The 18,496-nt window shown below is 68.0% G+C and carries 20 protein-coding genes; 4 read left to right on the forward strand and 16 right to left on the reverse strand.

The genetic code is table 11. The annotated features are described in order from the left end of the window. Positions 1 to 171 precede the first annotated feature (171 nt). From IU448_RS19620 to hrcA, 14 genes are all read right to left on the reverse strand, one after another. Positions 172 to 1,407 carry a cytochrome P450 gene (locus IU448_RS19620; protein ID WP_324188643.1) on the reverse strand — a complete coding sequence of 412 codons (1,236 nt, stop codon included), beginning with the start codon at positions 1,405 to 1,407 and terminating at the stop codon, positions 172 to 174. Continuing rightward, a complete protein-coding gene (locus IU448_RS19625) occupies positions 1,404 to 2,687 on the reverse strand; it encodes a cytochrome P450 (protein ID WP_267467174.1) in 1,284 nt (427 codons plus the stop codon). The genes IU448_RS19620 and IU448_RS19625 overlap by 4 nt, the downstream gene beginning before the upstream one ends. Then, positions 2,684 to 3,301, reverse strand: coding sequence for an ATP/GTP-binding protein (locus IU448_RS19630; RefSeq protein ID WP_195057124.1), 618 nt, complete (start codon positions 3,299 to 3,301; stop codon positions 2,684 to 2,686). The genes IU448_RS19625 and IU448_RS19630 overlap by 4 nt, the downstream gene beginning before the upstream one ends. Then, the gene (locus IU448_RS19635; protein WP_195057125.1) at positions 3,282 to 3,641 is read right to left on the reverse strand and encodes a DUF742 domain-containing protein; all 360 of its coding nucleotides are present in this window, start codon (positions 3,639 to 3,641) and stop codon (positions 3,282 to 3,284) included. Before IU448_RS19635 ends, IU448_RS19630 begins: the two co-directional genes overlap by 20 nt. Continuing rightward, on the reverse strand, positions 3,638 to 4,057 hold the full coding sequence (locus tag IU448_RS19640) for a roadblock/LC7 domain-containing protein (RefSeq protein WP_228813639.1): 420 nt from the start codon (positions 4,055 to 4,057) through the stop codon (positions 3,638 to 3,640). The genes IU448_RS19635 and IU448_RS19640 overlap by 4 nt, the downstream gene beginning before the upstream one ends. After that, the gene (locus IU448_RS19645; RefSeq protein WP_195057126.1) at positions 4,054 to 5,655 is read right to left on the reverse strand and encodes an ATP-binding protein; all 1,602 of its coding nucleotides are present in this window, start codon (positions 5,653 to 5,655) and stop codon (positions 4,054 to 4,056) included. Before IU448_RS19645 ends, IU448_RS19640 begins: the two co-directional genes overlap by 4 nt. Before the next feature lie 339 nt (positions 5,656 to 5,994). Further along, a complete protein-coding gene (gene era, locus IU448_RS19650) occupies positions 5,995 to 6,909 on the reverse strand; it encodes a GTPase Era (protein ID WP_195057127.1) in 915 nt (304 codons plus the stop codon). Then, positions 6,902 to 7,252 carry a cytidine deaminase gene (locus IU448_RS19655; RefSeq protein WP_195057128.1) on the reverse strand — a complete coding sequence of 117 codons (351 nt, stop codon included), beginning with the start codon at positions 7,250 to 7,252 and terminating at the stop codon, positions 6,902 to 6,904. Before IU448_RS19655 ends, era begins: the two co-directional genes overlap by 8 nt. Beyond that, on the reverse strand, positions 7,245 to 8,567 hold the full coding sequence (locus tag IU448_RS19660) for a hemolysin family protein (protein ID WP_195057459.1): 1,323 nt from the start codon (positions 8,565 to 8,567) through the stop codon (positions 7,245 to 7,247). Before IU448_RS19660 ends, IU448_RS19655 begins: the two co-directional genes overlap by 8 nt. A 5-nt stretch (positions 8,568 to 8,572) precedes the next feature. After that, positions 8,573 to 9,142, reverse strand: coding sequence for an rRNA maturation RNase YbeY (gene ybeY, locus IU448_RS19665; protein WP_195057129.1), 570 nt, complete (start codon positions 9,140 to 9,142; stop codon positions 8,573 to 8,575). Positions 9,143 to 9,262: 120 nt separating this feature from the next. Further along, positions 9,263 to 10,363 carry a PhoH family protein gene (locus IU448_RS19670; protein WP_280458718.1) on the reverse strand — a complete coding sequence of 367 codons (1,101 nt, stop codon included), beginning with the start codon at positions 10,361 to 10,363 and terminating at the stop codon, positions 9,263 to 9,265. A gap of 177 nt (positions 10,364 to 10,540) precedes the next feature. Further along, positions 10,541 to 11,284 carry a 16S rRNA (uracil(1498)-N(3))-methyltransferase gene (locus tag IU448_RS19675; RefSeq protein ID WP_195057130.1) on the reverse strand — a complete coding sequence of 248 codons (744 nt, stop codon included), beginning with the start codon at positions 11,282 to 11,284 and terminating at the stop codon, positions 10,541 to 10,543. Between the two features lie 4 nt (positions 11,285 to 11,288). Beyond that, positions 11,289 to 12,446: a molecular chaperone DnaJ gene (dnaJ, locus tag IU448_RS19680; RefSeq protein WP_195057131.1), complete on the reverse strand. Its 1,158-nt coding sequence runs from the start codon at positions 12,444 to 12,446 to the stop codon at positions 11,289 to 11,291. A 186-nt stretch (positions 12,447 to 12,632) separates the two neighbouring features. Next, on the reverse strand, positions 12,633 to 13,664 hold the full coding sequence (gene hrcA, locus IU448_RS19685) for a heat-inducible transcriptional repressor HrcA (RefSeq protein WP_195057132.1): 1,032 nt from the start codon (positions 13,662 to 13,664) through the stop codon (positions 12,633 to 12,635). A gap of 197 nt (positions 13,665 to 13,861) precedes the next feature. On the opposite strand from hrcA, the gene IU448_RS19690 reads away from it, so the two are divergent. From IU448_RS19690 to IU448_RS19705, 4 genes are all read left to right on the forward strand, one after another. Beyond that, positions 13,862 to 14,587, forward strand: a complete 726-nt coding sequence (locus IU448_RS19690; protein ID WP_195057133.1) for a YbaB/EbfC family nucleoid-associated protein — start codon at positions 13,862 to 13,864, stop codon at positions 14,585 to 14,587. A gap of 10 nt (positions 14,588 to 14,597) precedes the next feature. Beyond that, complete coding sequence (locus tag IU448_RS19695) at positions 14,598 to 14,948, forward strand: type VII secretion target (RefSeq protein ID WP_195057134.1); 351 nt, start codon at positions 14,598 to 14,600, stop codon at positions 14,946 to 14,948. Beyond that, positions 14,949 to 15,833 (forward strand): WXG100 family type VII secretion target, encoded by an 885-nt coding sequence (locus IU448_RS19700; RefSeq protein WP_195057135.1) that lies wholly within the window; start codon positions 14,949 to 14,951, stop codon positions 15,831 to 15,833. Positions 15,834 to 15,957: 124 nt separating this feature from the next. Then, on the forward strand, positions 15,958 to 16,602 hold the full coding sequence (locus IU448_RS19705) for a hypothetical protein (protein ID WP_195057136.1): 645 nt from the start codon (positions 15,958 to 15,960) through the stop codon (positions 16,600 to 16,602). Positions 16,603 to 16,655: 53 nt separating this feature from the next. Here the strand turns inward: IU448_RS19705 and hemW are convergent, their stop codons facing one another. Further along, positions 16,656 to 17,861, reverse strand: a complete 1,206-nt coding sequence (gene hemW, locus IU448_RS19710) for a radical SAM family heme chaperone HemW (RefSeq protein WP_195057137.1) — start codon at positions 17,859 to 17,861, stop codon at positions 16,656 to 16,658. A 24-nt stretch (positions 17,862 to 17,885) separates the two neighbouring features. After that, positions 17,886 to 18,314, reverse strand: coding sequence for an SgcJ/EcaC family oxidoreductase (locus tag IU448_RS19715; RefSeq protein ID WP_195057138.1), 429 nt, complete (start codon positions 18,312 to 18,314; stop codon positions 17,886 to 17,888). Between the last annotated feature and the right edge of the window lie 182 nt (positions 18,315 to 18,496).

Below are 18,496 nucleotides of genomic sequence, written 5' to 3' on the forward strand. Positions count from 1 at the left end.
GTCAGTCTATTGGCGCCGCCCCGGCATCGCGGGTTCGGGCCGGCGTGCGGCGCGGCCGGCCGGGCGAAAGCTTCGCCGAACTCGTCACCTCATCGACCGAGCCGAATTCGGCGTCGGCCGGAAACCCGGGCATGTTGCCACGACGCGGGCTGCCGGACGTGCCGGGGCGCTCTAGGTTCCGAGATGGACCGGGAAGGGCGCGGGATCGTTCTGGGTCAGCACGGGCAGGTTGCCGTGTTCGGCGAGGGAGATATCGGCGCGCAGGTTCGGGAAACGGTCGAACAGGGCGGGTAGGGCGATGGCGGCCTCCAGCCGGGCCAGGGCGGCGCCCGGGCAGATATGCGGGCCGTAACCGAAGGAGATATTGCGGTTCGCGGTCGGGCGGGTGATATCGAAGGTGTCGGCGTCTGCGCCGTGCAGGGTCCGGTCGCGGCCGATGGCGCGGTAGGACATGACCACACCGTCGCCTTTCTCGATGGTGGCACCGCCGGCAGTGATGTCCTCGGTGGCGAAACGCATCAGCAGGTGGATGACGGGACCGTCCCAGCGCAGTGTCTCCTCGATCGCTTCCTCCCAGGTGCGTTCCCCGGCCCGGATCGCGGCGAGCTGTTCCGGGTGACCGAGCAGGGCGCGGGTGGTCATGACGATCAGGCTGACGGTGGTTTCGTGTCCCGCGGCGACCAGCGCCTTGAGGTTGCCGTGCACTTCTTCCTCGGTGAGCGGGGTTTCGCCATCGGCGACATCGTGGATGAAATCGGAGGTGAGGTCGTCGGCCGGGTTCGCGGTCTTCTCCCGGATGAGGCCGGTGTAGTAGTCGTCGAGTTCGGTGAAGATCCGCATCCGCTCGTCGTGCGGGGTGAGCAGCGAGAAGAACTTCTTGTACGACTCGAGCAGGTAGGTGTGATCGGTGCGCGGAACCCCCATCAGTTCACTGATCACCCGCATGGGCAGCGGGTAGGCGAAAACCTGCTTCAGGTCCACCACGCCGCCGGCGCCGGCCGCTGCCAGATCGTCGAGGAGTTCGGCGGTGAACTGTTCGATCTTGGGCCGCAGTGCGCCCAGGCGGCGCGGCGCCAGCGCGCGGGTGGTCTTGATACGCAGGCGGCGGTGTTCGGCCCCGTCGACGGTGAACATGGAGCGGCCCGCGTCGATCATGCCGATCAGCGGCCATTCCCGGGTCACCGCACCGGACTGCCACAGATTCCATTGCGTGTGGTCTTTGACCAGGCGGGTGTCGCCGAGGAGTTGCCGCGCCAAGTTGTGCCTGGTGACCGTCCACGCCGGGGCACCCAACAGGTCGATCTTGGTGATTTCCGGGCCCTCGCACAGCGTGCGGGTCTCCCCCGCCAGATCGGCGACCATGGGGTCGATGGTCAGGGCCGCGGTATGCGGGCATTGCTGGCTCACGAGCCACCTCCAACGGCGGGAACAGGTGTGAAACGGACTGGGAGAGAGGCGAACCCGCGCAGGAAGGGAGAAGGCCGGCGGACCAGGGATTCGGCGGGAACCGCCAGGTCGAGATCGGGTAGCCGGTCGAGCAGGACCTCGATACCCGTGCGGGCGATGATCTCGGCGATCTGCTGGGCCGGGAAGGGGCAGCGGTATTCGCCGTGCCCGAAAGCGAAATGTGCGGCGTTGCCGGAATGCGCCGGGTCGGCGCCGTCACCGGTGTACTGGCGGATATGCGGATCGGAATTGGCGGCGGCCAGGCCGAGCAGCACCAAATCGCCACGGCGGACCAGTACCTCGCCGAGCCGGGTATCGCGCGCCACCCAGCGGCCGGCCAGGATCTGGGTCGGCGTATCTTCCCAGAGCACTTCGGTCATGGCCTGCCCGATACTGTGCCGGGCCGCCCCGAACGCGGCGGCGAACCGATCATCGACCAGCATGAGGCGGATCGAATTGCCGATCCAGTCGGCGGTCGGCAGATGCCCGGCCGCGGTGACCGACTGCATATTCAATACATATTCTTCGTCCGCGAACGATGCGGGATCGGCCAGCATGCGCGACACCAGATCCCGGCCCGGCTGGAGTTTCTTCTGCGCCAGCAACTTCTGCATGTACTCGACGAAACGCTGGTAGGCGGCGGGAGCCTCGGGGCCGCCGTCACACAGCGTCTGCATGGTCTGCGCCAGATACGGACCGTCGGACTCGGGTACGCCCAGGATCCACGCCAGGGTCAGCACCGGAAGCAGTTCGGCGAATTCGGTGACCACATCCGCGTGGCCGCGACCGCAGAAGCGGTCGATCAGGCCGTCGGCGAACTGCTCGCAGGCGCTGCGCAATGCGAACGGGTCCACCGATTCCAGGGCCGGTTCCACCAGGGCCACATGGCGGGCGTGCGCGGCGCCGGCGGTGAAATAGATCCCCGGTTGCGGGCGGCCCACCATCGGCAGCAGCGGCCAATCCGGCGGAATGGCCGGCCACTGGTTCCACAGCGCCGAATCGCGCGGGAACAACAAACCGTCCGTGGTGACCTGATGCAGTTCCCGGTACCCGATCACCAGCCACGCGGGGATCCCGCCGATGAGTTCCACCGCCACGACCGGGCCGTGGCCGGCCCGCATCCGGGTGTAGAGCAGTGCGGGGTCGGTGTGGAATCCGGGGCCGTCGAGCCGGACCGCACCCGGTTGCGCCGCCGGGCAACTCGCGGCCGGCACACCCACGTTGTACTCCGTACCCGTCACGGTCGCACCTCCGCCCGGGCCTGCCGTTCGATGAGATGTTCGACGAGGCCGATGAGCACCTGTTTGCTCGATTCCCGGGAGCGCGCGTCGCAGCCGAACAACGGAACGTGCGGATCGAGGTCGAGGGCGTCGCGGACCGCATCCAGCGGGGACGGGACGGGCTCGAAAGAGTTGCACGCGACCACGAACGGTGTGCCCTGATATTCGAGCCGGTCGATGGCGTACCAGGAATCGCTGATCCGCCGCGGGTCCACGAGCACCACCGCGCCCAGCGCGCCGGTGAACAGCCGGTCCCACAGGAACCAGAACCGTTCCTGTCCGGGTGCGCCGAACACGTACAGCACGTATTCGCCGGACAGGGTGATCCGCCCGAAGTCGAAGGCGACCGTGGTGGTGGATTTTCCGGTCACTCCGGACAGGTCGTCCACGCCGGCACCGGCATCGGTCATCACCGCTTCGGTATCCAGCGGCTGGATCTCGCTCACCGAGCGGACCATGGTCGTCTTTCCCACCCCGAAGCCGCCGACGACAACGACTTTCAGTCCGTGCCGCACCGAACCGGCCAGCGGCGCGCGGGCACGAGTGGGGCGGTCGTCAAAGGCTACGGAGTCCAACTAGCACCTTCTCGAGCATGTCGATATCGAATGTGTCGCCGTAGGGTCCCGCGGCGAGTTCGGGATGGCGCACGGTGACTTTGCCGGTGTGCAGCAGATCCGCGACCAGAACCGCCGCGATACCGATCGGCAGCCGCAATTCGGCGGCGATCTCCACCACCGCGGTCGGCTGCCGGCACATGGTCAGGATGGCCACGTGTTCGCGCTGCATCGCCGGTGCGGGCGCGCATTCACTGACCACCAGGGTGACGGGATCGAATTCTTCGGTGGTGGGGGCGGCACGGCCGCCGGTGAGGGTGTAGAAACGGTCGGGTTCGTCGTCGCGGCCGGGGCGGTTCACAGCAGTCTCGCTCTGCTCCCCCGCGGCGGTGCGGACAGATACTCCCCGACCTGTTCGATCAGCGCCGCCATCTGCGCGCCGACCAGGCCGGCGTCGGCGTCGTCATCGGCCAGGACCGCGATCTGGGCGCCCGCACCGGCGCCGACGATGAACAGGATCCCGCCGTAGAACTCGGTCATCGACTGCCGCACCCCGCCGCGGCCGTTGCCGAACTCCGCGGAGGCGCTACCGGCCAGGGCCTGCACGCCGGAGGCGATGGCGGCGAGCCGATCGGCCTGATCCATCGACAATCCGGCGGTATGGCACAGCTGGATACCGTCTTCGGCGAGCAGGACCGCGTGCCGGGCACCGGCGGTTTCGCTCAGCAGGCGCTGTAGCAGCCAATCCAGCTGCGCCGGATCCGATGTCATCGTCATCGATCGTTCTCCCAGTCGGTTGTCGTGGAATGACGCGCCGGCTGCGCGGCGCCGTCGCCGGGCAGCCGGATAGGCCCGCCGAAGGGCTGGGAATCCTCCTCCGCCCGACCGGTGACCGCGCGTTGGAACGCCCCCATGGCCGAAGGCATCGATCGGAGGTTTGCGGCCGTGTCCTCCGGTGCGGAACCGGCGGCGGAGTCGCGGCCGGACCGGTCGGGCAGACCTTCGGGGTGGGCGGCGGCCAGGGTGCTGCCCCGGCGGCGTTTGGGCAGGGCGGTTGTGGTGGTCGCCGAGATCTCCGGTATCACTGCCGGAAACTGTCCCGAGGTGTACTGCGTGACCTGATGGCGGCCCGACGTGTACGGCGACCGATCCGGATCGCCGGTGCTGCGGTGGTACACCCCGGTATCCGCGGACCCATCGACGGGCCCTGGGACGGTCGCGTAGCCGGAACCGGTATCGGAGACCGGTCCGAACGGACCGGCCCCGGTGGGCAGCCCCGGCGGCAACCCGGACTGCCCCGCGGAATGCCCGGCCGGCAGTGCCGGGGTGGCCGGCGGTTCGATGCGGGCGGTGAGGTCGCGAGGGATCATCACGACCGCCGCGGTACCGCCGATGGCCGACGGCCGGTAGCTCACGGTGAGACCGTGTTTGCGGGCGAGCCGGCCGACGACCGCCAGCCCGAACCGGGTGCCGTTGAGCGATGAGAGCCCCTCTGTCTCGTCCGCCGTCCCCGATACCGTGTTCTGCGCGCGGCGCAGCGAGGTTTCGCTCATCACCAGCCCGCTGTCCTCGATCGTCACCACCACGCCGGCCGGGATCTCCGCTGCGTAGATGTGCACCTCGGTGGTGGGGGGCGAGAAACGGCAGGCGTTGTCGACCAGTTCGGACAGGGCATGGATAACCCCCTCGGCGGCGTGCCCGGCGATCGCGATATCGGCGATCGCCCGCATCCGCACTCGCTGATAGCCGCCGACCCGCCCGATGGCCGCGCGCAGCACCCGCTCCATCACGATCGGTTTCGCCCAGCGGCGGCCGGTGCGCGCGCCGCTGAGTATGGCGATACTGTCGGCCAGCCGACCGGCCTGGGCGGTGGCGTGATCGAGTTTCAGCAGATCGGCCAGTACGGCCTGGTCGGCGTATCGATGTTCCAGGTCCTGCAGTTCGGCGAGCATGCTGGTGGTCATGGACTGCATCCGGCCGGATGCGTTCGCCAATGCCGCGATGGCCGCCGAACGGCGCCGCTCACTGGCCGCGGTGGCCTCCTTCTCCACGGCAACGGCCTGTTCGGCGGCCGCGACCCGGGCCTCCGCCCGGGACAGCAGGTGCGCCGTTTCCGCCCGGCGCTGCTGTTCGGCCACGAACAGGCCGCGCACGTAGACCGCGGTGGTGACGGCGGTGCAAGCGGTGACCACGGCGACGGAAATCCATATGGCCGTGAGCATCCGGTCGGCCGGGGCCACCGAGAGCATGGCGCCGGCGACCAGCCCGACACCGGCCGTTACCGATATCGCCAGTGCCAGCGCAGGGAGCGTCCAATGCCGCCGGTCCGCCGGTCCGGGCCGACCCGGACGGCCCGCAACCACCGATTCATACATAAGCCGGGTACCCCCGCTCGCGCCAACTCCTGCCGGCTCGACGCCGAGCCCGCATCCGACACCCCATCGTGCCCCGTTACCGAATCGTCGGATCAAAAGTGGTTTCGCTCCGATGGTTTCGGGTACTGGGCCGAAGCATATCGGCCTAGTCCAACCGGCGCTACCCGAGCAAGCCGAAGCCTGAGCCAACATTCGGCGTCGAAAAGAAGTCGGCAGTCACGGCTCGGCGGGGCCCGGCTCCGACGCACCCATCGGCGGCGACGAGTTCGGCACGTCTCCGCCGGCCTCATTTCGAGGAAACCGAAACCCGCTGCGACATCGCAGGTTCGGCCGCCCGGCTCAGAAGCCGAGTTTGCCCAATTGCTTCGGGTCGCGCTGCCAATCCTTGGCGATCTTCACGTGCAGATGCAGGTAGATACGGGTGCCGAGGATATGTTCGATCTGTTTGCGCGCGTTGGTGCCGACTTCTTTCAGGCGCGCGCCGCCTTTTCCGATGATGATCGCCTTCTGGCTCGGCCGCTCCACGTACAGCAACGCGTGCACATCGAGCATGTCCTCGCGCTCCTCGCGCGCCAGCACCTCTTCGATCACCACCGCCAGCGAATGCGGCAGTTCGTCGCGCACCCCCTCCAGTGCGGCTTCCCGGATGAGCTCGGCCATCAGGGTTTCCTCGGGCTCGTCGGTGAGCTCACCGTCGGGATAGAACGCCGGCCCCGGCGGCATCTTCGACGCGATCAGATCGACCAGCAACTCGACCTGCTCCCCCTTGACGGCCGACACCGGAATGACATCGGTATCCGGGCCGAGCAGTTCGGACACCGCGAGCAATTGCTTCGCGATCTGATCCCGGCCGACCTTGTCGATCTTGGTGACCACCCCGAGCAGCGTGGTCTTCGGCGCCATCTGCCGCACCTGCTGCACGATCCAGCGATCCCCGGGACCGATCTTCTCGTCCGCCGGAATACACAGCGCGATCACATCGACCTCGGAATAGGTATCGCGCACGAGATCGTTGAGTCGCTGCCCCAGCAGCGTGCGAGGCCGGTGCAGGCCCGGAGTGTCCACCAGGATCAACTGGGTGTGTTCCCGGTGCACGATCCCCCGGATGGTATGGCGGGTGGTCTGCGGCCGCGAACTGGTGATCGCGATCTTCGCCCCCACCAGGGCGTTGGTCAGCGTCGATTTACCCGTATTCGGGCGGCCGACGAAACAGACGAAACCGGACCGGAATTCCCGCTCACCGGATTCAGGCATCGGTGGCCTCGTAGCCCTCGGCGATATCGAAAACCGCACCCGAGGTGTCGGCGAAGACGATCCGCGCCCCCGCGGACACCTCACGCACCGCCGTTACCCCCGCATCGGCGAACTTACCGCCCACCACGACAGCTGCCTCGAATCCCTCCGCACCGCTGGAGATCGCCGCCGCCACCGCCGACTGCAATGCCGTGAGCCGCAACGCCTGCAACCCCACCTCACCCGCGGCGTAGGTGCGGCCGTCGGTATCGCGGATCGCCGCGCCCGCGCCACCGCCGGTCCGCCCCAGCGCTCCCCGCGCCAGCACCAGCAGTTTGTTGTCCTCGGCGTCCAGTTCAGTCATGGCCTGCTCCCTCGTCGGTTCGGGCGGACGGGCGGTCCCGGTCCGGCTCCGCATCGGTTTCCGTAGTCTGTTCCGGCGCCCGGGTCACCACCACGGTGTGCACCCGGACCCGTCCGCGGGCGTCCGCACCGCCCTCACCGCGTAGTTCGAGCCCGTGCGCGACGACCTCCACGCCCGGCAGCGGCACCCGTCCCAGTTCGTACGCGAGCAGACCGCCGACGGTATCCACTTCTTCCTCACCGATCGGCAACCCGTACAGCTCGCCCAGATCGGCGATCGGCAGCCGCGCCGACACCCGATAGCGGCCCGGTTCCAGCTCCTCGATCGGCGGGGTCTCGTCGGTGTCGTATTCGTCGGCGATCTCGCCCACGATCTCCTCGAGCACATCCTCGATGGTCACCAGCCCGGCGATACCGCCGTACTCGTCCACCAGCAGGGCCATATGGTTGCGCCGGCGCTGCATCTCGTCGAGCAGATCGTCGAGCGCTTTGGAATCGGGCATGAACACCGCGTCGCGCATCACCTCGCGCACCCGCACACTGCGCCCGCGATCGGCGTAGGGCACCAGATCCTTCAGATACACCACGCCGAGGATGTCGTCGACGTTTTCCCCGATCACCGGAATACGGGAATGCCCACTGCGCACCGCCAGCGACATCGCCTGCGCCACCGATTTATCGGCTTCGATCCACACCATTTCGGTGCGCGGCACCATCACCGCCCGGGCGGTGGTATCACCGAGTTCGAATACCGACTGGATCATCCGGCGCTCGTCGTCGGCGACCACCCCGCGTTCACGCGCCATATCGACCACTTCGCGTAGTTCGATCTCGGAGGCGAACGGCCCGTTCCGGAAACCTTTACCGGGAGTGAGGGCATTACCGAGCAGGATCAGCAACCGGCTCAGCGGGCCCAGCAGTGCACCGATGAACTGCAGTGGCAGTCCCGCGGTGAGTGCGATCGAATACGCGTGCTGGCGGCCCAGCGTGCGCGGGCCCACCCCGATCACCACATAGGAGACCAGCACCATCACGACGGCGGTGACCAGCAGCGCCCAGGCACCGTCCAGGAACCGGGTCAGCGCCGCGGCCAGCAGCACCGTCGCACTGATCTCGCACAGGATGCGCAGCAGCACCATGAGGTTCACATAGCGCGGCCGGTCGTCCACGATCCGGCTCAACCGCACCGCTCCGGGCCGGTCGCCACGCGCCATATCGTCGAGGCGGGCGACCGACAGGGTGTTCAGCGCCGAATCCACGGCGGCGAAAACCCCGCCCACCGCCGAGAGCAACACGGCGAGCAACAACAGGATCATCTCGTTCACGCGTGCGCGTCACCCGGCCGCGTTCGGCCCTCTTCCGGCGCCACGAACCCCGTTTTGTCGAGCAGCCGGGCATCGCGCGCGGCCAGCTCGGCACGGCGCTGCTCCTCCCGCAACTCCTCGTACCACTGCTCCAGCAGCCGGGCCTGCAGGGTGAACATCTCCTTCTCCTCGGCCGGTTCGGCATGGTCGTAACCGAGCAGATGGAGTACGCCGTGCACCGTGAGCAGGGCGAGTTCGTGATCGAGCGAATGCCCGGCCTTGGCGGCCTGGTCCAGGGCGAACTCGGGGCACAGCACGATATCGCCGAGCATGGAAGGCCCGGGCTCCGGGCTGTCGGGGCGACCGCCGGGCTCGAGTTCGTCCATCGGGAACGACATCACATCGGTGGGCCCCGGTAGATCCATCCAGCGCATATGCAGGTCGGCCATGGTGTCGAGATCGACCAGCACCATCGACAGCTCGGCCGCCGGGTGCACATCCATCCGGCCGATCACGAAGCGCGCGACACCGACAAGGTCCTCCTCGGGCACGTCCATACCCGACTCGTTGGCGATCTCGATACTCACCTGGTCAGCCTAATGGGTAGCGTCGGCGCCCACCTATCCGACGCCCGCGCACGACCTGTGCGAGTGCGACGCAACACCTCGGATGCGGGCCGCACCACGAACCGAACGTGGCGGGAGTCCTTACTGCCGCGCCGCCCGGCCCGCCGCCCGCCGTTGCGCCCTGTTCCCGGACATATGCGGCGGCCCCACCGGCGGACGCATTTCGGCCTCGAATTTCTCGTAGGCGTCGACGATGTCGGAGACCAGCCGGTGCCGCACCACATCGCTGCTGGTGAGTTCGGCGAAATGAATATCTTCGATCCGGGTGAGGATCTCACTGGCCGCCCGCAAACCCGACCGCGCGCCGTGCGGCAGATCCACCTGCGTCACATCGCCGGTCACCACGATCTTCGACCCGAACCCCAGCCGCGTCAGGAACATCTTCATCTGTTCCGCGGTGGTGTTCTGCGCCTCGTCCAGGATGATGAACGAATCGTTCAGGGTCCGGCCACGCATATACGCCAGGGGCGCGACCTCGATAACGCCGGCCGCCATCAATTTCGGAATGGCTTCCGGGTCCATCATGTCGTGCAGGGCGTCGTACAGCGGGCGCAGGTACGGATCGATCTTCTCGTTCAGCGTGCCTGGGAGAAAGCCCAGGCGTTCACCGGCTTCGACGGCCGGGCGGGTGAGGATGATGCGATTGACCTGTTTGGACTGCAGCGCCTGGACGGCCTTCGCCATTGCCAGATACGTTTTGCCGGTACCGGCCGGGCCGATCCCGAATACGATCGTATTCTCGTCGATCGCATCCACATAGCGTTTCTGGTTCAGCGTCTTCGGGCGGATGGTCTTCCCGCGCCGCGACAGGATATCCAGGCTCAGCACCTCGGCCGGCGATTCGGCACTGCCGTCGGTGAGCATGGTCACGGTATGCCGCACGGCTTCCGGGGTGATGGCCCGGTTACGGCCGGTCAGCGCCACCAACTGTTCGACGACGCGTTCGGCCAGCGCCACCTCGGCGGCCGGACCGGTGAGGGTGACGAGATTGCCGCGGACATGAATATCGGCGGACAACAAGTTCTCGAGCTCACGCAGATTCGCATCGGCCGAACCGAGGAAAGGGAACACCGACTCGGGCGCGAGCTCGATACTGGAACGGACAGTGCGGACCGCGGGCCCGGAGGCGCCGTTGTCGGCCGCGGAGGGATTCTGATCGCCGATATCGCCTTGTGATCGCACGTAGTGGCTATGGCCTGCTTTCCGGTCTCGACAGGCGCGGGTGAGGCGCACTGTTTGCTCTGCTCGCGAACGGTATCGCTGCCCCCGAGTCTAACTCTCGGACCCGACAGGTCCCACCCGAATTACGGCGGTCCGCACCCCGCAGAACCGGTCGTACGCGCCGAGTTCACCGGAACGTCACCAGCGGGAGGTGAGCGCACCGAGGGCGCCCAGCGCCACCGCTGCCGCCGTGGACGTGCGCAGAACAGTGGGCCCCAGCCGCACCACATCGGCACCGGCGGTGGCCAGCGCCGTCAACTCCGCGTCGTCGAGGCCGCCCTCCGGGCCGACGATCACCATGATCGCCGCAGCCGCGGACCACGGCAGACCGGTGAAGGCGCCGGTCCCCGATTCGTGCAATGCGGCAACCACCGCACCCTGCGCCTTCGCCGCGCGCACCGCGTCGACCACTTCGGGCGTGCGGTGCAGGGCGGTCACCTCGGGGATATAGGCCCGGCGCGACTGGCGCGCCGCGCCCCGGGCCGCCGCCCGCCACTTCGCCACGCCTTTATCGGCCTTGGCCTCCCAATCGGCGACACAGCGGGCCGCCTGCCACGGGATGACGACATCCGCTCCGGCCTCGGTCATCAACTCGACCGCCAGTTCCGAACGCTCGGATTTCGGCAGCGCCTGAACCACCGTCACCGCCGGGGACACCGGTTCGGCGCGCCCGCGGTCGCGCACCAGCAGTTCGAGCCGGTGTTTCTGCGCTGCGACGACCTCCGTCTCCGCCACCACACCGCGGCCGTCGGAGAGACTGATCGCCTCGCCGACCCGGATCCGGCGTACCGTCGCGGCATGCCGGCCCTCCGGGCCGTCCAGTACCGCGATACCGCCCGGCTCCGGGATCTCGTCGAGATAGAAGACGGTCGGGGCGGCCATCGGCTCAGCGTCCGCTGAAGGAGGCGCGCAACCGGGCGAACAGACCGCTGTTGTGCTCGGACTGCGCCGACATCACCTCGGCCTTGTCCCGGCCGCGCAGACCCTTGTACTTGCGCAGCAGATCGGCCTGTTTACCGTCCAGTTTGGTAGGCACGACGATATCCAGATGCGCCATCAGATCGCCCCGCGCGCTGGAACGCAGCCGCGGCATACCGTGCCCGCGCAGCACCGAGATCTCGCCCGGCTGGGTTCCGGGAGCGATGGTGAGCTCGGTGGGCCCGTCCAGGATCGTGTCGATCACCACGGTGGTGCCGAGGGCGGCGTCCACCATCGGGACCCGGACCGTGCAGTGCAGATCGTCGCCGTCGCGGACGAACACGTCGTGCGGCTGCTCCACGATCTCGACGTACAGATCACCGGCATGACCGCCGCCCGGGCCGACCTCGCCCTGCGCGGCCAGCCGCACCCGCATCCCGTTGGCCACCCCGGCCGGGATCGGGGCCGCGATCTCGCGGCGGGCCCGGACCCGGCCGTCGCCACCGCATTTGTGACAGGGGTCGGGAATGGTTTCCCCGGCGCCGCGGCAGGTCGGGCAGGGACGGGAGGTGAGCACCTGTCCGAGGAAGGAGCGCTGTACCGACTGAACCTCACCGGCACCGCCGCAGGTTTCGCAACGCACCGGTTTGGAATTGCCGTTGGTGCCCGCGCCCTTGCAGAGGTCGCAGAGGATGGCGGTGTCGACCGTGAGGTGTTTGGTCACACCGACCGCGCATTCGGCCAGGCTGAGCCGGGTGCGCACCAGCGAATCGGCACCGGGCTGGACGCGGCCGCGGGCCTTGCGTGCGCCGCCCCCGGCGCCACCGCTCATCCCGCCGAAGAATGCCTCGAACACATCGCCCAGGCCGCCGAACCCGGCACCGCTGAAACCACCGGCTCCGCCGCCGGCGTCCAGCGGATCGCCGCCCATATCGACGATGCGGCGTTTCTCGGGATCCGACAGCACCTCGTACGCCGCGGAGACCTCTTTGAACCGGGCCTGCGCGGCCTCGTCGGGGTTCACGTCGGGATGCAGTTCGCGAGCCAGTTTCCGGTACGCTCGTTTGAGCTCTTGGTCGGAGGCGTCCTTGCCGACACCGAGCAGTCCGTAGTAATCCCGTGCCACTTGAGTTCTCTTAGTCCTTGGTCGCTGTCCACGGCCCCGGCCGCACCCGGCCGGCCGTATGACTCCTGTTGGATTCGGTAGCCGCCCGGCCGTGATCTAAGTCGGGTCGACTCAACTTTAGCCGTCTGAATATCCGAGCGTAACAGTGTCCGATGGCGCGCCTGCGGCGCGCGGGGTCCGCACGCCTCAGCGTTCGGCGAGCACCTCGCCGATATAGCGGGCAACGGCAGCGACGGAGGCGATGGTTCCCGGGTAATCCATTCGGGTGGGGCCGAGCACCCCCATACCGCCGAGAACCGCACCCGCGGCCCCGTAGCCGGTGGTGACGACCGAAGTGCCGCGCATCTCCTCGACCTGGGTCTCCTCGCCGATCCGCACCGTCACCATCCCGGGCTGCTGGGCGGCGGCCAGCAGTTTGAGGACCACGACCTGCTCCTCGAGGGCTTCCAGGACGGTACGCAGCGAACCGTGCAGGCCGAAATCGCCGGCATTGCGGGTGAGGTTGGCGGTGCCACCGAGCACGAGCCGCTCCTCGGGATGCTCGACCAGGGTTTCCACCAGCACCGTCGAAACCTTGATCAGCACATCCCGCAGCTGCGGCGGCGCCTGCTCCGGCAGTTCGGCCACCGCGGCGGAGGCCGAGGCGAGCCGTTTACCGTCCATGGCCGCCCCGAGCATGCCGCGCAGCGCGGCGAGGTCCTCGTCGTCGACGACGGTGCCGAGCTCCACGATGCGCTGATCGACCCGGCCGGTATCGGTGATCACCACCAGCAGCAACCGTGCCGGATTGAGCGCCACCACCTCGAGGTGGCGCACCGTCGACGCGGACACCGTCGGATACTGGACGACCGCGACCTGCCGGGTGAGCTGGGCCAGCAACCGGACGCCGCGGCGCAGCACATCGTCGAGGTCCACCCCCGATTCCAGGAACTGCATGATGGCCTTGCGCTCGGCCGCCGACAGCGGTTTCACCTCGGCGATCCGGTCCACGAACTGCCGATAGCCCTTGTCGGTGGGGATCCGCCCCGAGCTGGTGTGGGGCTGGGCGATGTATCCCTCGGCCTCCAGGACCGCCATATCGTTGCGCACGGTCGCACTGGAGACGCCCAGGTTGTGCCGTTCCACCAGGGTCTTCGAGCCGATCGGCTCCTTGGTGGCGACGTAGTCGGCGACAATCGCCCGCAGGACCTCGAAGCGCCGATCCTCGGTGCTCGACATCGACCCCACCTCCTCGCTGTGCTGTACGCCGTCGTTGCCGGCCGGCGGCGCACCGACTTCTCCGAACCCAGCTCGGACACCCGGGCTCACCACTCAGTCTAAGTCCGCGCGGCCCGTCCACCCCGGCACAGCCGCCGGGTGACCGTGATAACGTCCCCCCTGATCGCAGCAGAATCCAATACCCAGGGGGGATTTCGGTGTCGGACGACCCATCGGTAACGGCTGCCGGCCTGGCCCGGTGGGCCGAGCAGATGCAGCAGAAAGCCCAGCGGTTCCAAGTACTCCAGGGCCGGCTCGCGCAACTGTCGGTGACCGAGACCTCCGGCGACAACAGTGTCCGGGTCACCGTCGACAGCAACGGCGTGCCGACCGATATCCGATTCACCGACGGGATCCGGCGCAGAAACCCGGCCGCACTGTCCACCGACGTGATGGCCTGCCTGTCGCGTGCCCGCGCCGCGCTGGGCCGCGAAGTGACGGCGACGGTCCACGAGGTGGTCGGCGACGACCCGATCGGCGCCACCATCATCGAGCAGTTCGCCGACCGCCTCGCCGACCCCGCAACCACCCCGGGGCTTCCCCACCCGGCGCCCTCGGCTCCGCAGAGCACGCCGCCGCAGCCCGGGTCCGCTGCGCCGGCACCCATATGGTCGGACCAGCCGAACCCCGCCCCCTCCTGGAACCGACCGGCCGGTCCGGGACCTATTCCGAACGAACCGCAGCCGAACCGGCCGGCGGCCTCGCGCCCGGCATCTGCCCGGCCCGAGCCCACGCACCCCGCACCGGCGCCCCCGCCACCCACACCGCCCGCTCCGGGCCGCAACCAGCCGCCGCCCCCGCCGCCCGCGACTCCGACATCGCTGATCCCCGATGTCGAAGACGAAGAAGGCGAGTACTACCGGAACAAGTCCTGGCTGGTCTGAGGTAGCGACGATGACGAACGAAGCAGCGCCCCCCTTGCAGGTCGACCCGGAAAGCCTGCGCAAGCATGCGGACAGCGTCCAGAGCTTGATGGCCCGCACGACCGCCGCGCTCGAGGCCGCGAGCTATATCGCCGCCGCCGATGACGCCTACGGCGCCATACCGCGCCCGATCGTCGATTGGATCCTGTCCGATAATCACGCTTCGACGGTGGCCGCGATCCGCAAGGTGGCCGAGAAGGCCGCCGGAGTTCCCGGGAAATTGAACGCCGACGCGGACTCGTTCGAGGGCACAGACGGCACCTTCGCACAAACACTCGAGGGGTTGCAGACAGCGATCGAGAATTCGAAGGGGGGACTCTAGATGGCCACCGAGATCGGGGATTGGCTGAACGAACACACGCCGGGTTTCGACGACGAAGCGCCCCCGGAGGGCAACGAACTGGTCGTCGAAGGCACCAACTACCGCGAAGAGTATTTCCAGGAAGACGCCTTTCTCCACCACAACGTCGGCTTGGCCGGCGAGGAAGGGCCCTGGGGAATTCTCGAGGGCACCATCGCCTACGACGCGTGGAAAATCGTCTCGGATCTCAACAACGGCGCCTATCTGGACTCCGCGCTCGGCGCGATCGGGGTCGGCGCGACGGCTGCCGGCATCAGCGAAGACCCACTTGCTTTCGTCGGCACCCAGATCGCCTCGTGGATGCTCGAACATGTCGAACCACTGCGCAAGGCATTCGATTCACTGATGGGCAACCCGGACATGGTCGAAGCGTACGCGGGCACGTGGACGGAGATCTCGAAGGAACTCACGGCCGTCCGTGCCGACTGGCAGTCCGCTATCGACAGCGAAATCGCCACCTGGTCGGGGCAGACCGCGATCGCCTACCGCAATTACGCGACCACCCTGCTCGATCAGATCGGTGCGGCGGGCGGTGCGGCTGCCGCGCTGGCGACCATTATGGAGAAGACCGCGAAAATCGTCGATGCGGTGCGAACGATGGTGCACAGCATTCTCACCGCGCTGTACGGTGCACTCTTCAGCTGGACCATCGAGCTGGCACTCTCCGGTGGCACGGCGGCACCGGTGGTCGCTGTTCAGGCGACCACCCGCATCGCGGCGGAGACGGTGAAAGTCTCCACGTTGATCACCAAGATGCAAAAAGTGCTGACGGATATGGGCCCCTACAAGGAAGCCCTCCTCGCCATTCTCGAGACTTTGCTCGCGCCCGAAGGGGCCCCCGCGTAATCCCCGGATGTCCGCGGCCACCGCTGTCTCCGGCATATCCGCAGTACAGAGACGAGAGCTGGGCTGCACCGCGCCCTCCCACGACCGCCCGACTCCTTCGGCAACTCCCGCATACAGGACGCTCATGTACACCCCAGCAGACCGGCACCGGCCACCGCTCACCCCACCGCCGGGGCAGCACACCGCGCATCCCTTTCCCGGAGCGCCGGCACCCCGCCCGGTCACGCCCGGACAGCCCTATCTGGGCACTATGCTGCCGCCCGATTTCATCCTGCCGTACCGCCATGATCCGCAAACACCTATGCCCGAGTATGTTCCGGAGCCCGGTGAGACCGGCATCGTCGTCGACGCGTCGTTCTACCGGTGGACGTTCCTGCCCTACGCCTACTTGGCGTGCAAACCGCGGATCACAGTGAACGGACAGAGGATCCCGGACACCTCGTGGGGCGCGAATTTCATTCCGGTCGCACCCGGACTCCATCACGTCCGAGTCAGTACCTACCCGTCGGTGTGGGCGCAGATGCGCCTCGTCATCGGTGCGCCGTGGCTGGAACGCGGGTTCGCGGACGCCATGATTCCGGTACGCGACCGGCATCTGACCCGCACGCACTATCAGTCACCGTTGTCGAAGATTTTCGCCGGCGCGCTCGGTCCGCAGCCGCGGGAGCATTTTCCCGGTCGCCGCTTCTACATGGTGTTCCAATGCGTTATCGGGGTGCTGTTCACCGTCTTCGCGGGAATGCTCCTGTACTCGACGCTCTTCGAATAACTTGCCTCGATCACCCGCCGGCGATCAGCGCACCGAGCGGGGTGGGCAAGCACTCAGCCGAGCAGCTTCAGGACCACGCCGTCTGCCAATAGGCGACCGCGGTCGGTCAGGATCAGGCGGTCGTCGCGTATCGACGCCAAACCGTCGGCAACAACCTCTCGCGCGGCGACTGTGCCCGGGGAATCGAGATCGGACAGCGGCAGGCCGGTGCGCAGGCGCAGGGCGAGCATGACCCGCTCCAAGTAGCGGTCCTCGGCCGTGGGAGCTTCCCAGCCCGCGGCGGGCAGGCCGCCGGTGACGGTGCGGTCGGCATAGCGGGCCGGGTGCTTCACGTTCCACCAGCGGACTCCCCCGACGTGACTGTGTGCGCCCGGGCCCGCGCCCAGCCAGTCACCGCCGTCCCAGTAGCCGAGGTTGTGGCGGCAGCGGGCGGCATCATCGGTTGCCCAGTTCGACACCTCGTACCAGGTGAGACCCGCGGCGGCGAGGCGGGCGTCGATGCGTTCGTAGCGCGCTGCCAGGACGTCGTCGTCGGGTGCGGGGAGTTCGCCGCGCCGTACCCGGCGGGCCAGGGCGGTGCCGTCTTCGACGATGAGCGAGTATGCCGACACATGGTCCACACCGGCATCCAGTACGGCGTCCAGGCTGGCGTCGAGGTCGCTGTCGCGTTCCCCGGGGGTGCCGTAGATCAGGTCGAGATTGACGTGGTCGAACCCGGAGGCTCGGGCTTCCCGGGCGGCGGCCACCGCGCGTCCGGGCGTATGCGTGCGGTCCAGAACCGCCAGGACATGGGATGCCGCCGACTGCATCCCCAGCGAGACGCGGGTGAACCCGGCCGCACGGATGCGTTCGAAGAACTCGGGGGAGGTCGATTCCGGATTCGATTCGGTGGTCACCTCCGCGTCCGGGGCCAGGTCGAATTCGGACCGGATCGCGTCGAGTACGCCCGCCAGCCCCTCCGCGCCGAGCAGCGACGGTGTGCCGCCGCCGACGAAGACGGTCGCAACCGGTGGGGTGGCGCTGGGTAGTTCCGCGAACCGTCCGGCCGCGGCCGCGAGTTCCCGGCGCAACCCGGCCGACCAGGATTCCGGGGAGGCGGAAGTGCCCAGTTCGCCGGCGGTGTAGGTGTTGAAATCGCAGTATCCGCAGCGGGTCGCGCAGAACGGCACATGGACGTAGACACCGAACGGCCCGCCACCGAAATCGCGCAGCACCGGAGCGGTGTCGCTGTGCGGGGTCACGGTGGCGGGCGGAGTCATCGTTCCAGTGTGCCGGGCCGCGGCTCAGCCTGCGATAACCGGGGTGTTCTGGTTGGCGGTGAGCATCCAGCGCCCGTTCTCCTCGGTCATCACGTACAGCGGGGTGCCTTCACTGTCCAGGGCGCCGTCGCCGGTGTAGTAGCGCTGCCGTACCTTGACCGCGGCCACATCGGGCCGGAGAAACAGGATGTGCTCGACCTCGTAGGTGGCCCGGCCGTGGGCGGTGGCGCCGGGCAACACTTGGGCGGTGAACTCCGCGATCGCGGGCTGCCCGTACAGGCGTTTGCCGTGGCCGGTGGTCCACAGGGCGTCCGCGCGGAACAGCGCGGCGAATCGGTCGACGTCCTCCTGTGCCTGGGCTCGGGCGACGGCGTCGACGACCGCATAGATCGCCGCGATCGCGGTTTCGGTATCGGCCGGTGCGTAGGCGGACGGGTCTGCTTCGGTACTCATACGCCGAGCCTGCAACCTCGAGGTATCTCGAGGTCAACCCCTGCCGCCGCGCCGGAGGCGATTACCCGTCAAGCAAATATGATGACCGTCACATATAGACGGACGGAACCAGGGGATTTCCCGGTGGTTCACGGGAAATACTGGTAGGACCGTCGGATCGCGCGACACGGCATGGCACAATG

The organism is Nocardia flavorosea, from assembly GCF_015477805.1.
Lineage (GTDB): Bacteria > Actinomycetota > Actinomycetes > Mycobacteriales > Mycobacteriaceae > Nocardia > Nocardia flavorosea_A.

Coding starts and splice junctions, on each gene's coding strand:
- hemW (WP_195057137.1), bottom strand. CDS start 17,861: ATGACTCCGCCCGCCACCGTGACCCCGCACAGCGACACCGCTCCGGTG.
- IU448_RS19645 (WP_195057126.1), bottom strand. CDS start 5,655: ATGTATGAATCGGTGGTTGCGGGCCGTCCGGGTCGGCCCGGACCGGCG.
- era (WP_195057127.1), bottom strand. CDS start 6,909: ATGCCTGAATCCGGTGAGCGGGAATTCCGGTCCGGTTTCGTCTGTTTC.
- hrcA (WP_195057132.1), bottom strand. CDS start 13,664: ATGTCGAGCACCGAGGATCGGCGCTTCGAGGTCCTGCGGGCGATTGTC.
- IU448_RS19700 (WP_195057135.1), top strand. CDS start 14,949: ATGGCCACCGAGATCGGGGATTGGCTGAACGAACACACGCCGGGTTTC.
- IU448_RS19660 (WP_195057459.1), bottom strand. CDS start 8,567: ATGATCCTGTTGTTGCTCGCCGTGTTGCTCTCGGCGGTGGGCGGGGTT.
- IU448_RS19675 (WP_195057130.1), bottom strand. CDS start 11,284: ATGGCCGCCCCGACCGTCTTCTATCTCGACGAGATCCCGGAGCCGGGC.
- IU448_RS19715 (WP_195057138.1), bottom strand. CDS start 18,314: ATGAGTACCGAAGCAGACCCGTCCGCCTACGCACCGGCCGATACCGAA.
- IU448_RS19705 (WP_195057136.1), top strand. CDS start 15,958: ATGTACACCCCAGCAGACCGGCACCGGCCACCGCTCACCCCACCGCCG.
- IU448_RS19640 (WP_228813639.1), bottom strand. CDS start 4,057: ATGACGATGACATCGGATCCGGCGCAGCTGGATTGGCTGCTACAGCGC.
- IU448_RS19695 (WP_195057134.1), top strand. CDS start 14,598: ATGACGAACGAAGCAGCGCCCCCCTTGCAGGTCGACCCGGAAAGCCTG.
- IU448_RS19655 (WP_195057128.1), bottom strand. CDS start 7,252: ATGACTGAACTGGACGCCGAGGACAACAAACTGCTGGTGCTGGCGCGG.